This is a genomic window from Streptomyces sp. QH1-20, assembly GCF_041283565.1.
Taxonomy (GTDB): domain Bacteria; phylum Actinomycetota; class Actinomycetes; order Streptomycetales; family Streptomycetaceae; genus Streptomyces; species Streptomyces syringius.
In genome coordinates this window covers 5,606,461-5,620,426 of sequence record NZ_CP166299.1, presented here as the reverse complement: position 1 = coordinate 5,620,426, position 13,966 = coordinate 5,606,461, and the positions used below count along the sequence as shown (strand labels likewise).

Below are 13,966 nucleotides of genomic sequence, written 5' to 3'. Positions count from 1 at the left end.
GTGAAGGGGGCAGCCGCGTGGAAGACGCACGACGCTGTGAGCCTGACGCGTTTGTGCTCCGCAGTGTATCGGGGACCTCGGCCCGGCCCCGGGCGGACGGGAAAAGGTGTCACCCGCCGGTGTCGACTTCGTGTCGCCTTCGATCGCCGGACAGGCTGATGTCAAGCCTGCCCGGCGATCGAGGGCGAAGGGGGGCTCGGCGGGCGAAGCCCCCGGCACCCCCAGGACCGTGCCGGAGGACTACTCCTTGTCGTCCACCCAGCTCATCAGCTTGCGCAGCTTCTTGCCGGTGGTCTCCAGCAGGTGGTCCTCGTCGGCCTTCTTGTACTCGTTGTACTTCGGCAGACCGTCGTTGTACTCCTTCATCCAGTTGTTGGCGAAGGTGCCGTCCTGGATCTCGCCGAGGACCTTCTTCATCTCGGCCTTGGTCTGGTCCGTGATGATCCGCGGGCCGGTGACGTAGTCGCCCCACTCGGCGGTCTCGGAGACCGACCAGCGCATCTTCTCCAGGCCGCCCTCGTACATCAGGTCCACGATCAGCTTGAGCTCGTGGAGGCACTCGAAGTACGCGATCTCCGGCTGGTAACCCGCCTCGACCAGGGTCTCGAAGCCCGCCTTGACCAGCGCGGAGGCGCCGCCGCAGAGCACGGCCTGCTCACCGAACAGGTCGGTCTCGGTCTCCTCGGTGAAGGTGGTCTTGATGACGCCGGCGCGGGTGCCGCCGATGGCCTTGGCGTAGGAGAGCGCCAGGGCGAAGCCGCCTCCCGTGGCGTCCTGCTCGACGGCCGCGATGCACGGAACGCCGCGGCCCTCCTCGTACTGACGGCGCACCAGGTGGCCGGGGCCCTTGGGGGCGACCATGCAGACGTCGACGCCGGCCGGGGGCTTGATGAAGCCGAAGCGGATGTTCAGACCGTGGCCGAAGAACAGCGCGTCGCCGTCCTTGAGGTGCTCCTTGATGGACTCCTCGTAGACCTTGCCCTGGATCGGGTCCGGAACGAGGATCATGATGACGTCGGCCTCGGCCGCCGCCTCGGCCGGGGTGACGACCCGCAGGCCCTGCTCCTCGGCCTTCGCCTTGGACTTGGAGCCCTCGTGCAGACCGACGCGGACGTCCACGCCCGAGTCGCGCAGCGACAGCGCGTGGGCGTGGCCCTGACTGCCGTATCCGATCACCGCGACCTTACGGCCCTGGATGATGGACAGGTCGGCGTCGTTGTCGTAGAACAGCTCGGCAGCCACTGGGGTATCTCCTTGATTTCCGGTTGTACGTCCCACCGTATGACGGGCGGGTGCGGGAAGGTGTTCGGGTCTCGGTATCCGGGCGCGCCCCGCATCGGGGGGCCGGGACGGACGGGCGGCGTCCCCGGGAGGACGCCGCGCGCCGGGGGTGTTCGTCAGGCCGAGCGGTCCAGGGCGCGCAGGCTGCGGTCCGTGATGGACCGGGCGCCACGCCCTATGGCGATCGTCCCGGACTGCACCAGCTCCTTGATGCCGAAGGGCTCCAGCATCTTGAGCATCGCGCCGAGCTTGTCGCTGCCGCCGGTGGCCTCGATGGTCACGGCCTCCGGGGAGACGTCGACGGTCTTGGCGCGGAAGAGCTGGACGATCTCGACGATCTGGGAGCGGGTCTCGTTGTCGGCGCGGACCTTCACCAGCACGAGTTCGCGCTGGATCGCGGCGCTGTCCTCCAGCTCGACGATCTTCAGCACGTTGACGAGCTTGTTGAGCTGCTTGGTGACCTGCTCCAGCGGCAGCGTCTCGACGTTGACGACGATGGTGATGCGGGAGATGTCGGGGTGCTCGGTGACCCCGACGGCGAGCGAGTCGATATTGAAGCCGCGGCGGGCGAACAGCGCGGCGATCCGGGTGAGGATGCCGGGGGTGTTCTCCACCAGGACGGAGAGCGTGTGCTTGGTCATCTCAGATCTTCCTCGTCGTCCTCGTCATCTCTGGAGTCCTCACGGTCCTCAGTCGTCTTCGTTGTCGCCGAAGTCCGGGCGGACGCCGCGTGCCGCGAGGATCTCGTCGTTGGAGGTGCCGGCGGCGACCATCGGCCAGACCATGGCGTCCTGGTGGACGATGAAGTCCACCACCACGGGGCGGTCGTTGATGGCGTTGGCCTGCTCGATGACGGCGTCGAGCTGGGCCGGGTCCTCGCAGCGCAGTCCCACGCAGCCCATGGCCTCCGACAGCTTGACGAAGTCCGGGACCCGGGTGCCGGCGGCGGCCTCCTTGCCGTCGTGCCCGGGGCCGGAGTGCAGCACGGTGTTGGAGTAACGCTGGTTGTAGAAGAGGGTCTGCCACTGGCGGACCATCCCGAGCGCACCGTTGTTGATGATCGCGACCTTGATCGGGATGTTGTTCAGCGCGCAGGTGACCAGTTCTTGGTTGGTCATCTGGAAGCAGCCGTCGCCGTCGATGGCCCACACCGTGCGGTCGGGCACACCGGCCTTGGCGCCCATGGCGGCCGGGACCGCGTACCCCATCGTCCCGGCGCCGCCGGAGTTCAGCCAGGTGGCGGGCTGCTCGTAGTCGATGAAGTGCGAGGCCCACATCTGGTGCTGGCCGACGCCGGCCGCGTAGATGGTGCCCTCCGGGGCGAGTTGACCGATGCGCTGGATGACCTGCTGCGGGGAGAGGCTGCCGTCCTCGGGCTGGTCGTAGCCGAGCGGGTAGGTGTCGCGCCAGCGGTTGAGGTCGGTCCACCAGGCGTCGTAGTCACCCTTGTGACCGGCGGCGTGCTCCGCCTGGAGCGCGACGATCAGATCCGCGATGACCTCGCGGGCGTCACCGACGATGGGGACGTCGGCGGCGCGGTTCTTGCCGATCTCGGCGGGGTCGATGTCCGCGTGGACGATCTTGGCGTAGGGGGCGAAGGAGTCGAGCTTGCCGGTGACGCGGTCGTCGAACCGCGCGCCGAGGGCGACGATCAGGTCCGCCTTCTGCAGGGCGGTGACGGCGGCGACCGCGCCGTGCATGCCCGGCATGCCGACGTGCAGCGGGTGGCTGTCGGGGAAGGAGCCCAGCGCCATCAGGGTGGTGGTGACGGGGGCGCCGGTCAGCTCGGCGAGGACCTTCAGCTCGGCCGTGGCACGGGCCTTCATCACCCCGCCGCCGACGTAGAGCACCGGCCGCCTGGCCTGCGTGATCAGCTTGGCGGCCTCACGGATCTGCTTGGCGTGCGGCTTGGTGACCGGGCGGTAGCCGGGCAGGTCGGTGTGCGGCGGCCAGACGAAGGTGGTCTGGGCCTGGAGGGCGTCCTTGGCGATGTCGACGAGCACCGGGCCGGGCCGGCCGGTGGAGGCGACGTGGAACGCCTCGGCGATGGTGCGGGGGATCTCCGCCGGGTCGGTGACCAGCCAGTTGTGCTTGGTGATCGGCATGGTGATGCCGCAGATGTCCGCCTCCTGGAAGGCGTCCGTACCGATCGACTTGGAGGCGACCTGACCGGTGATGGCGACCAGCGGGACGGAGTCCATGTGGGCGTCGGCGATCGGGGTGACGAGATTCGTCGCGCCGGGGCCCGAAGTGGCCATGCACACCCCGACCTTGCCGGTGGCCTGCGCGTATCCGGTGGCCGCGTGACCCGCCCCCTGCTCGTGGCGCACCAGGACGTGGCGGACCTTCGAGGAGTCCATCATCGGGTCGTACGCGGGGAGGATCGCACCGCCCGGGATGCCGAACACGGTGTCGGCCCCGACCTCCTCCAGCGCGCGGATGAGGGACTGCGCACCCGTGACGTGCTCGACGGTGGCGGGCTGCTGCTGCGCCCCGCCGCTACGGGCCCGCGGCTGCGGATGATGGGCCCCGGTGGCCTGCTCGGTCATCGACTTCTCTTCTCGAAGGATTCGGCGATTTCGACGGATTCGATGGAAATACGACGGTGATTTGTGGGGGTCTGCGAGGTTCCGGTGCAACAAAAAACCCCTCGTGCCGTGAGGCAAGCGAGGGGAGCGCGTCGGTGTGGTCAGCAGGGATCGAGATGATGGCCTGCTTCAGCCGACGCGCTTTCCAAGTACGAGAATTCGGGTGCGCATGGCACTGACCCTCCCCCCGCCGCCCACGAGGTGTCAAGTGGGTGGGACGGGCGTCTCATTATTTGAGCGCAATGGAGCATGCGCGAGCGAGCCCGCGCCGCCCGCCGTTCCGGATCGTACGGGCAGCGAACCCCCGACGAGCACCTGTTCCGCGTCTTCCACCGGAACGGATTCGGCGGCCGGTACCGCGTACGCGCCCCGGTCGAGGGCATGGCGCAGCCGGTGCTCGTCGACGGGGCCGGCGAAGGCGGCGCCCAGCGCGTGGGTGCAGCCCATGGTGCGCAGGGCGTGCGCCTGCTCGGGCACGTCCACGCCCTCGGCGACGGACTGCATCCCGAGATCGTCCGCGATCTTCAGCAGCCCTGCGGTGATCTTGTGCAGCCGGGGGGACTCGATGACTCCTTCGACCAGGCCCCGGTCGATCTTGAGCACATCGATCGGCAGCCTGCGCAGCGCGCTGATCGCGGCGTATCCGCTGCCGAAGCCGTCCAGGGCGATGCGCACACCGAAGCGGCGCAGGGCGACCAGCCGTCGCTCCAGCTCGTCCAGCGGGATCCGCGGATCGCTGCCGGACAGCTCCAGGGTGAGCGCGCCGGTGGGCAGGGCGTGCCGGATGAGAAGCGCCTCGAGATTCTTCGGGGGCTGCGACTTGTCCAGCAGCCGGGCGCCGGAGAGGCGGACGTAGACGGGCACGCCGTAGCCCGCGAGACGGCGCTGCGCGGCGTGCTCGAGCGCCTTCTCCAGCGTCCAGCGGCCGAGCTCGGCGGTGCGCGCGCTCTCGTCGGCCCGCTCCATCTCGGCCACCCGGAGGAACTCGGCCGGGGTGAAGAGGATGCCCTGGGTGGAGCGCCAGCGGGGCTGTGCGGCGACCGCGGTGATCCGGCCGGTCGACAGCTCCACCACGGGCTGGTGCAGCAGCGCGAACTCGCCGTCGTGCAGGGCGGTGCGCAGCCGGGTGGCCAGCTCGGCGCGGCGTACGACATCGGCCTGCATCTGCGGTGCGTACAGCTCGACGCGGCCCTTTCCGGCCTGCTTCGCGCGGTACATCGCGAGGTCGGCGTTGCGCATCAGTCCGCCGGGGGTGATGCCGGGCTCGGCGAAGGCGACGCCGATGCTGGCGGCGACGCGGACCTCCTGGCCGCCCTCCACCTTGTAGGGCTGGGAGAGGGTGAGCCGCAGCCGGTCGGCGATCTCATGGATGCGGTACTCGCGCGCGGCGGGGTCGCGGGTGCCGTCGCCGATGATCAGCGCGGCGAACTCGTCGCCCCCGAACCGGGCGGTGCTGTCCCCGGCCCGTACCGACTCCTGGAGCCGGCGGGCCGCCTGGACGAGCAACTCGTCGCCCGCCTGGTGGCCGACGGTGTCGTTGACCGCCTTGAAGCCGTCGAGGTCGATGAAGAGCACGGCGGTGCCCGCGTCGGTCGCTCTGCGGCCGGCGAGGGCCTGCTGGACGCGCCGGGTGAACAGGGCGCGGTTGGGCAGGTCGGTGAGCGGGTCGTGCTCGGCCGTGTGCTGCAACTGGGCCTGGAGGCGGACCCGCTCGGTCACGTCCCGGCTGTTGAAGATGAGGCCGCCGTGGTGGCGGTTGACGGTGGACTCCACATTGAGCCAGTCGCCGCTGCCGGAGCGGAAGCGGCACTCGATGCGGGTGGTGGGCTCCTCGGCGGGTGGCGCGGCGAGGAAGCGGCGCACCTCGTGGACGACCCGGCCCAGGTCCTCGGGGTGGATGAGGGAGGCCAGCTCGGAGCCGACCAGCTCCTCGGCGTCGCGGCCGTAGACCCCGGCGGCGGCGGGGCTGACGTAGCGCAGTATCCCGGTGGGGGCGGCGATCATGATGACGTCGCTGGAGCCCTGGACCAGGGAGCGGAAGTGGTTCTCCTTCTGCGCCAGCTCCTGGGTGAGGGAGATGTTGTCCAGCAGCATGATGCCCTGCCGGATGACCAGGGCCAGGACGACCGTACAGCCGGTGAAGAGCACGACGCGGTCGACCTGGTGGCCGTCGAGGACGTTGTACAGGATGCCCAAGGTGCAGACGGCGGCGGCGAGATACGGGGTGAGGGCGGCGAGCGAGCCGGCGATGGGCCGGCTGGGGTGCTGGCCCGTGTGCCCCGCCTGGCCGGCCTGGCCCGCCTGGCTCGCGGTGTCGTCGCCCTTCTCGCGGGCCACCCAGGGCGCGTACGCCATCAGCATGTAGCCCGCGAACCAGCCCGCGTCGAGGATCTGGCCGGAGCGGTAGTTCACCTTCAGCAGCGGCGAGGTGAACAGGGCGTCGCACAGGACGGTCAGGGCGAGGGCCGCGATGGCGGTGTTGATCGCGGAGCGGTTGGCGGAGGAGCGGCGGAAGTGCAGCGCCAGCACCATCGAGACCAGCACGATGTCGAGCAGCGGATAGGCCAGCGAGAGCGCGGTGTGCGCCACGGTCTCGCCCTCGAAGTGCGCGGTGTGCGCGAGCGCCAGGCTCCAGGAGAGCGTGAGCAGGGAGCCGCCGATCAGCCAGGCGTCGAGCGCGAGGCAGACCCAGCCGGCCCGGGTGACCGGACGGCGGGCGAGGACCAGCAGGCCGATGATGGCGGGCGGCGCGAAGAGCAGGAAGCAGAAGTCGGCGGGGGACGGGGTGGGCACCGGCTGGCGCAGGATCACCTCGTACCAGCCCCAGACGGCGTTGCCGAAGCCGGCCATCGCGGACGAGGCCGCGAAGAGCAGCCAGGCGGGGCGGAAGCGGGTGTTGCGCGTGCGGCTGTACCAGGAGCAGGAGATCGCGGCGACGACGGCGGCGGCGCTGAGCCCGAAGTCGCCCATGACGCGGGCCAGCTCGGGCGAGCCCCAGCCGAGGGCGGCGCCCGTGGCGTAGCCGCCGCAGACCAGGGCCAGCAGGAGCTGGGACCACAGCCCGGAGCCGGCGGGGGCCGGCTGGCGGGGCAGCGTCGCTCCGGGGGCGCTCACCGCGCCGCCGTCCCGGGCCGGGGGCTCGCAAGGAGCCGTGGATCCGGGGTCGCGGCGCGGCGGAGTCGTGATCGGCGCATGAGCCGCGTCGGGTAGATCGTCCATTGGCCGTGCATCGCCCGTCGCCCCCCTCGAGTCGCGGTCCCTCGCTGCGGCCGTACGGTGCGCGGCGCAGCCCCCGGTCGGGACGATACACCAGACTCGTCACTCAGGGACATAGCTCATATACACAGCGTAACCAGGCATGGGTTTATGGATACGCAGTGCAGTCAAACGGTACCTCTACGTGCCGCTACGCGGCGCTGACTACGACATTTCGCAGAGGCTCGTCCAGTACAAATCTGGCCAGTTGATCGCGGAGCAGGGCCTTGGCGCGGGGCAGGAACGCCGACGAAGGACCACCCACATGGGGGGTGATGAGGGTCCCCGGAGCGGTCCACAGCGGGTGCCCCGGGGGCAGCGGCTCGGGGTCGGTCACGTCCAGCGCGGCCCGCAGCCGGCCGCTCTCCAACTCGGCGAGGAGCGCCTTGGTGTCCACGACGGCCCCGCGCGCGACGTTCACCAGAAGGGCCCCGTCCTTCATCCGGCCGAGGAACCCCGCGTTGACGAGCCCCCGGGTCTCCTCGGTGAGCGGCGTCGCGAGAATCACCACGTCGGCGTCGGGAAGCAACTCGGGCAGGGAGGCGACCGGATGCACCGGACCGCGCGCGGTGTTACGCGCGGAGCGCGCGACGCGCGCCACCCGCGCGCACTCAAAGGGCGCGAGCCGGTCCTCGATCGCACTGCCGATCGAGCCGTAACCCACGATGAGTACGGAGCTGTCGGCGAGCGCCGGGCGGAAGCCCTGCCGCCACTGCCCCGCGTCCTGGGCGCGTACGAAGCCGGGGATGTCCCGCAGGGCGGCGAGGGTCAGCGCGAGGGCCAGCTCGGCGGTGCTCGCGTCGTGCAGCCCGCGCGCGTTGCAGAGCAGGGTGCCCGACGGCATCCGCGGCACGGCGGGCAGGATGTCGTCCACGCCGGCGGTCAGGGTCTGCACGACCCGGAGCCGCGGCATGTGCGCCAGGGGGCGGGCGGAGACCTCGGGGGGCGCCAGATAGGGGACGCCGTAGAAAACGCACCGGGCGGGGTCGGTGGGGAAGTCCGAGACCCCCGCCCAGTAGGCGTAGTCGAGTTCGGCGGGCAGCCCGTCGATCTCCTCGGGGTGGAGGGGCAGCCATGCCAGTGGGCGCCCGGAACCGCTGTGATCTGCACTCATGCCAGGAGGCTATGCGAACCGGGCCGGAGCGCAGAGGTTAGTTTGGGGGCGAGGAACGGGAGGGCACGGCGGGTGGAGCGCAGGACAATCGGTGCGACGGCTCTCGAGGTGGGCGCGATCGGCCTCGGGTGCATGCCCATGCACTGGGCGTACACCGCCTCCCAGCAGAGCGGCGAGGGGGCCCTGCGCACGGTGCACGCGGCGCTCGACGCCGGAGTGAGCCTGCTGGACACCGCCGATATGTACGGGCCCTTCACCAATGAGCTGCTCGTGGGGCGGGTGTTGCGGGAGCGGCGCTCGGAGGCGTTCGTGTCGACCAAGTGCGGGCTGCTGGTGGGCGAGCAGCACATCGTCGCCAACGGCCGCCCCGGCTATGTGAAGCGGGCGTGCGACGCCTCGCTGCGCCGCCTCCAGACCGATGTCATCGACCTCTACCAGCTCCACCGCCCCGACCCCGAGGTGCCGGTCGAGGAGACCTGGGGCGCGATGGCGGAGCTGGTCTCCGCCGGCAAGGTCCGCGCGCTGGGGTGGTGCGCGATCGGGGCGCGCACCCGGCGCCGCTCCCGGGCGGGGCTCTACGACGCGACGGTCCGGCAGCTGGAGCGGGTGCAGCAGGTCTTCCCGGTGAGCTGTGTGCAGGCGGAGCTGTCGGTGTGGTCACGGGAGGCGCTGGACGCGCTGGTCCCGTGGTGCGCGTCGCGAGGGGTCGGGGTGCTGGCCGCGATGCCGCTGGGGAATGGTTTCCTCAGTGGCACGCTCACGCCGGGCCAGGGCTTCGAGCCCGAGGACATCCGGGCCCGCCATCCGCGCTTCACGGCGGAGATGATGGCCGCCAATCAGCCGATCGTCGCGGGGCTGCGCCGGGTCGCGCACCGCCACGACGCGTCCGCCGCGCAGGTCGCGCTGGCGTGGGTGCTGGCGCAGGGGCGGCACGTGGTGCCCGTGCCGGGCACGAAGAAGGCGCGGTGGGCGGTGCACAACGCCGCGGCGGCCGAACTGCGGCTGACCGGGGAGGACTTCGCGGAGCTGGCGGCGTTGCCGAGGGCACTGGGCTCCTGGTACTGACCGGGCGGCCCCGGCATCACCGGCACGACGGCGCGGTGCCCGTGATGCGGCGCGGTCGGCGGCCGTGCGGTGTATAAGGAACGCAGTACAGGAGAGCGCCGCGCTCCGGCGGGCCGTCCCCGTGAGAGGAACGAACCGTGCGACGTACCGCCGTCACCGCCGCGCTGGCCGCCGCCGCGCTGCTGATCGTCACGGGCTGCTCCACGGGTGAACTCCCCGACGGCGTCACCACCTCGGGCGACCGGACGCCGTCCGCGGCCAAGTCCCCCGGCGCGGGCGGACCTTCGGGCTCCCCCACCACCGCCTCCCCCGCCCCGGCCAAGGGCTCGGTCGAGGTCGTCCGTACCCTCACCACGAAGCTCGGCTCCCCGTGGGGCGTGGCCACGCTGCCCGACGGGGATCTGCTGGTGGCCTCGCGCGATACGGCGAAGATCTTCCGGGTCGCGGTGAAGGACGGCAAGCAGACCGAGCTGGGCTCGGTGCCCGGCGTCTCGCCGGGCGGCGAGGGCGGGCTGCTGGGCCTCGCCGTCAGCGCCGACTTCGACACCGATCACCAGGTGTACGCCTACTTCACCACCGAGTCCGACAATCGCGTCGCGAGCATGCTCTACGACGAGCGGAAGCCCGCGGGACGCCGGCTCGGCGCGCCGAACACGGTCTTCCGGGGCATCCCCAAGGGCACCGTCCACAACGGCGGCCGGATCGCCTTCGGCCCCGACAAGATGCTCTACGCCGGTACGGGCGAGAGCGGGCGGCGCGGCCTGTCCCAGGACCGCGAGTCGCTCGGCGGGAAGATCCTGCGGATGACCCCGGACGGCAGGCCCGCACCGGGCAATCCGTGGCCCGACTCGGTCGTCTACTCCTTGGGGCACCGCAATGTGCAGGGCCTGGCGTGGGACGCGGACAAGCGGCTGTGGGCGGCGGAGTTCGGCCAGGACACCTGGGACGAGCTGAATCTCGTCGAGCCGGGCAAGAACTACGGCTGGCCGCTCGTCGAGGGCAAGGGTGGCAGGAGCGGCTATGTGGACCCGGTCGCACAGTGGAAGACCGCCGACGCCTCCCCCAGCGGCCTCGCCTACGCGCAGGGCTCGCTGTGGCTCGCCGGCCTGCGCGGCGAGCGGCTGTGGCGCGTCCCGCTGGCGGGCGCCAGGCCGGTCGCCGATCCACAGCCGTTCCTGCCGGGTGAGTACGGGCGGCTGCGGACGGTCGTCGCGGCGGACGACGGCGGGCTGTGGCTCACGACGAGCAACACCGACGGCCGCGGCACCCCCGGTGACCAGGACGATCGTCTGCTGCGGCTGAAGGTGCGCTGACGGCCCCGGTCGCCGCCGGGTTCGCGCCCCGAGGGACGCACGCACCGTCTGCCTACACTGAGGGGGACAGTTGAGCGATGGGGGTTGACGTGTTCAACGTTTTCGAAGAACTGTTCGCACCCGGGCGCAAGCACGAGGAAGAGGAGCAGAACCGGCTGGAGCTGGTTCGCGACGACGTCGGCGACGCCGACCCGGGCAAGGGCCCGATCGATCTCGAGTCCGGTCAGGTGGTCATCCGGCCTCGGCAGGGCTGAACAGCCGGAACCGGTGGGCCAGGGCCGCCGCCTCGCCACGGCCCGAAACGCCCAGCTTGGCGAGGATGTTGGACACGTGCACGCTCGCCGTCTTCGGTGAGATGAACAGCTCCTCGGCTATCCGGCGGTTGCTGTGCCCGAGGGCGACCAGCCGGAGGACGTCCCGCTCGCGCGGGGTGAGGCCGAGCGACTCGGCGGGCGCGGGCTCCTCGGCGGCCGGTGGCACCGCGGTGGCCGCGGTGAGCGGCAGCCGGGCGCGGCGGGCCAGCAGCTCTGTCGCCTCGCGCAGGGGCCGGGCGCCGATCCGCTCCGCCGTCCCGTAGGCCTGTCGCAGTGGCTTCGCGGCGGCCCCCGCGGCGGATCCGTCGGTGGCGAGCAGGGCCTCGGCCCAGCGGTAGCGGACCCGGGCCAGCTCATAGGGGCGGCCCGTGGCCTCGAAGGCGGCCACCACCTCGGCCCAGCGGTCCGCGTCCTGCCGACCGTCCTCGGCCCGCTGGAGTTCGGCCTCCAGGAAGATCCCGTACGCGTCCCAGACGGGCACGGCCCGGGCCAGCTCCTTGGCCCCGGCCCGGATCCGGGCGAGCACAGCGGCCCGGCCGGGCTCGGCGGCGGGCAGCCCGCGGGCGTCGGCCTCGGCGGTGGCGGCGGCGACCAGGAGCGGCCAGACGTAGCGCTGGACGGCCGGGTTCACCCCCTGCTCCAGCACGCCCTCCAGGGCCGCGCGGCCCTCGGCGATCCTGCCCCGGACGGCGGCGAGCTCGACGGTGAAGCGGGCGAGGGGGATGGTGTGCTGCGGTTCGGGCTGGTGGGCGTCGTAGTGCTCACGGGCGGCGGCCAGTTCGCGCTCGGCCGACTCCCAGTCGCCACGGACCAGTGCCAGCCGGGTGAAGCGGCTGGCGGCGATGCCGCGCGACTTGCGGCTCTGGGCGATACGCAGGCACTCGCGGGCGGCCTCCTCCGACTCCTCCCAGCGGGCGAGCGAGAACAGCGACTCCGATGCGTTCCCGAACACCCAGGAACGGGCGTCGGGCAGGCCGAAGCGGCGCAGTTCCCGGGCGCCCTCGGCCGCCACCTCGACGGCTTCCGCCGACCGGCCGACACCCTCCAGGGCGGAGGACAGGTTGATGTAGCACCGGCCGAGCACATGGACGTTGCCCAGCTCGACGACGCGCCCGCAGACCGCGCGCATCTCGGCGATGCCGCCCTCCGCGTCCCCGGCGTCGATCTTCAGGCCGGCCAGGGTGAGCCGGGCGTTGAGCTCGATGCTCTCGGCGCCGACGAGACGGGACAGCTCGACGGCCCGTTCGGCGATGCCGTAGCTCCCCGGTCCCGGGGTGTGGGTGGCCTCCCAGGCGGCGACCTGCGTCAGCACCTCGGCGTGCACGGCGGACGGCGGGAGCCCGCGCACCAGCTCCTGCGCGTGTGCGAACTCCACCCGGGCGTCGCCCCGGCCGAGGGCTCCCAGCATCCTGCCGCGCTGGGTCCGGAACCAGGCGGCCCGCAGCGGGTCCTTGTGCTCGTCGAGCAGACGCAGCCCGCTCTTGATGATCGCCAGCGCCCGCTCCCGGTCGCCCGCCATCTGCGCGGCGACGACGGTCTCGGCCAGCAGGTCCAGCCGGCGCAGGGCCTCGTCGCTGCACCCGCACGCCGGGTAGACGCCCGCGTCGTCGACGGGGCGCTGGCGCTTGCGGACCTCGGTCGGCACGTCCTCCCACAGCTCGAGCGCGCGCTCCAGCAGCCGTAGTTGCTCGGCGTAGGCGTAGCGGCCGCGGGCCCGCACCGACGCGTCGAGTACGGCGGGGAGCGCCTTGGCGGGGTCGTGGGCGTGGTACCAGTAGCTGGCCAGGCGGGCGGGGCGTTCGTCGGCCCGGACGATCCCCGGGGCGGCCTCCAGCGCCTCGGCGTAGCGGCGGTTGAGCCGGGAGCGCTCGCCGGGCAGCAGGTCGTCCACGACGGCCTCGCGCACCAGGGCGTGCCGGAAACGGTAGCCGTCGCCGTCGGGGGTGGGAAGCAGGATGTTGGCGCCGACGGCCGTGCGCAGCGCTTCGATCAGCTCGTCCTCGCCGAGGCCGGTGACGGCGCGCAGCAGCTCGTACTCGACGGTGGAGCCGCCCTCGGCGGCGATGCGGATCACGCGCTGCACTCCGTCGGGCAGCGCCTCGACCCGGACCAGCAGCAGGTCTCGGAGGGACTCGCTGAGCCCGGTGGAACAGCCGCAGGAGAGCGAGGCGACGATCTCCTCGACGAAGAAGGCGTTGCCGTCGGAGCGCTCGAAGACCCGGTCGAGGAGCTCGCGGTCGGGGCGGGCGCCGCTGATGCCGGTGAGCTGGGCGCCCACTTCGGCGCGGGTGAAGCGGGAGAGCTCGACGCGGTGGACGCTGCGCGTGCGGTCGAGTTCGGCGAGGAAGGGGCGCAGTGGGTGGCGGCGGTGGATGTCGTCGGAGCGGTAGGTGGCGACGATGACCAGCCGGGCGGTCTGCAGCGAGCGGAAGAGATAGCCGAGGAGTTCGCGGGTGGAGCGGTCGGCCCAGTGCAGGTCCTCGATGGCGAGCACGAGCGTGCGGTCGGCGGTGAGCCGCTCCAGCAGCCGGGCGGTCAGCTCGAACAGCCGGGCGCGGCCGTCCTCCTCGTGCGATTCGCGGGTGGTCTCGCCGAGCTCGGGCAGCAGCCGGGCCAGCTCGCCCTCCTGGCCGGCGGCGGCGACGGCGAGGGCGTCACCGAGCTTGCGGTGCAGGGCGCGCAGGGCGGTGGAGACGGGCGCGAACGGCAGGCCGTCCGCGCCGATCTCCACACAGCCGCCGACCGCGGTGACCGCCCCGGCCGCCGCTGCGGCGGTCAGGAACTCCTCGACGAGCCGGGACTTGCCCACGCCGGCCTCGCCGCCGACGAGCAGCGCCTGCGGCTCGCCCTCGGCGGCACGGGCGAGCGCGTCGGTGAGCGCGGCCAGTTCGTCGGTACGGCCGACGAACACGGGGCTGACGTTGGTGTTCTGCACGGTGCCGAGCATCGCACAGCCGTCCGACAACGGGGTACGGATATCCACAGGTCCGAGAGCGGGCACGGCCGTCGGGTGCGTGGTCACCGTGGCGAGGGTCG

General features: G+C 72.1%; 9 protein-coding genes. 3 read left to right on the top strand and 6 right to left on the bottom strand.

Annotated elements, in window-relative coordinates:
* Positions 1-240 precede the first annotated feature (240 nt).
* The 5 genes from ilvC to AB8O64_RS25580 form a co-directional block, all read right to left on the bottom strand.
* Complete coding sequence (gene ilvC / locus AB8O64_RS25600) at positions 241-1,242, bottom strand: ketol-acid reductoisomerase (protein WP_356452796.1); 1,002 nt, start codon at positions 1,240-1,242, stop codon at positions 241-243.
* 155 nt (positions 1,243-1,397) lie between these two features.
* The gene (ilvN, locus tag AB8O64_RS25595; RefSeq protein ID WP_130880067.1) at positions 1,398-1,922 is read right to left on the bottom strand and encodes an acetolactate synthase small subunit; all 525 of its coding nucleotides are present in this window, start codon (positions 1,920-1,922) and stop codon (positions 1,398-1,400) included.
* Positions 1,923-1,970: 48 nt separating this feature from the next.
* Positions 1,971-3,830, bottom strand: a complete 1,860-nt coding sequence (locus tag AB8O64_RS25590; protein WP_370421643.1) for an acetolactate synthase large subunit — start codon at positions 3,828-3,830, stop codon at positions 1,971-1,973.
* A 243-nt stretch (positions 3,831-4,073) separates the two neighbouring features.
* On the bottom strand, positions 4,074-6,983 hold the full coding sequence (locus AB8O64_RS25585) for a putative bifunctional diguanylate cyclase/phosphodiesterase (RefSeq protein WP_370421642.1): 2,910 nt from the start codon (positions 6,981-6,983) through the stop codon (positions 4,074-4,076).
* A 292-nt stretch (positions 6,984-7,275) separates the two neighbouring features.
* Positions 7,276-8,238 carry a 2-hydroxyacid dehydrogenase gene (locus AB8O64_RS25580; protein WP_361930160.1) on the bottom strand — a complete coding sequence of 321 codons (963 nt, stop codon included), beginning with the start codon at positions 8,236-8,238 and terminating at the stop codon, positions 7,276-7,278.
* A 72-nt stretch (positions 8,239-8,310) separates the two neighbouring features.
* Between AB8O64_RS25580 and AB8O64_RS25575 the strand changes: the two genes are divergently transcribed.
* From AB8O64_RS25575 to AB8O64_RS25565, 3 genes are all read left to right on the top strand, one after another.
* The gene (locus AB8O64_RS25575) at positions 8,311-9,303 is read left to right on the top strand and encodes an aldo/keto reductase (RefSeq protein WP_356452802.1); all 993 of its coding nucleotides are present in this window, start codon (positions 8,311-8,313) and stop codon (positions 9,301-9,303) included.
* A 137-nt stretch (positions 9,304-9,440) separates the two neighbouring features.
* Positions 9,441-10,616, top strand: coding sequence for a sorbosone dehydrogenase family protein (locus AB8O64_RS25570; protein ID WP_370421641.1), 1,176 nt, complete (start codon positions 9,441-9,443; stop codon positions 10,614-10,616).
* Positions 10,617-10,693: 77 nt separating this feature from the next.
* Entirely contained in the window at positions 10,694-10,870 is a 177-nt protein-coding gene (locus tag AB8O64_RS25565; RefSeq protein WP_362220540.1) for a DUF6191 domain-containing protein, read from the top strand.
* On the opposite strand, the gene AB8O64_RS25560 is transcribed toward AB8O64_RS25565, so the two are convergent.
* Positions 10,848-13,877, bottom strand: coding sequence for a BREX system ATP-binding domain-containing protein (locus tag AB8O64_RS25560; RefSeq protein WP_370423967.1), 3,030 nt, complete (start codon positions 13,875-13,877; stop codon positions 10,848-10,850). The genes AB8O64_RS25565 and AB8O64_RS25560 overlap by 23 nt on opposite strands.
* Positions 13,878-13,966: the final 89 nt, after the last annotated feature.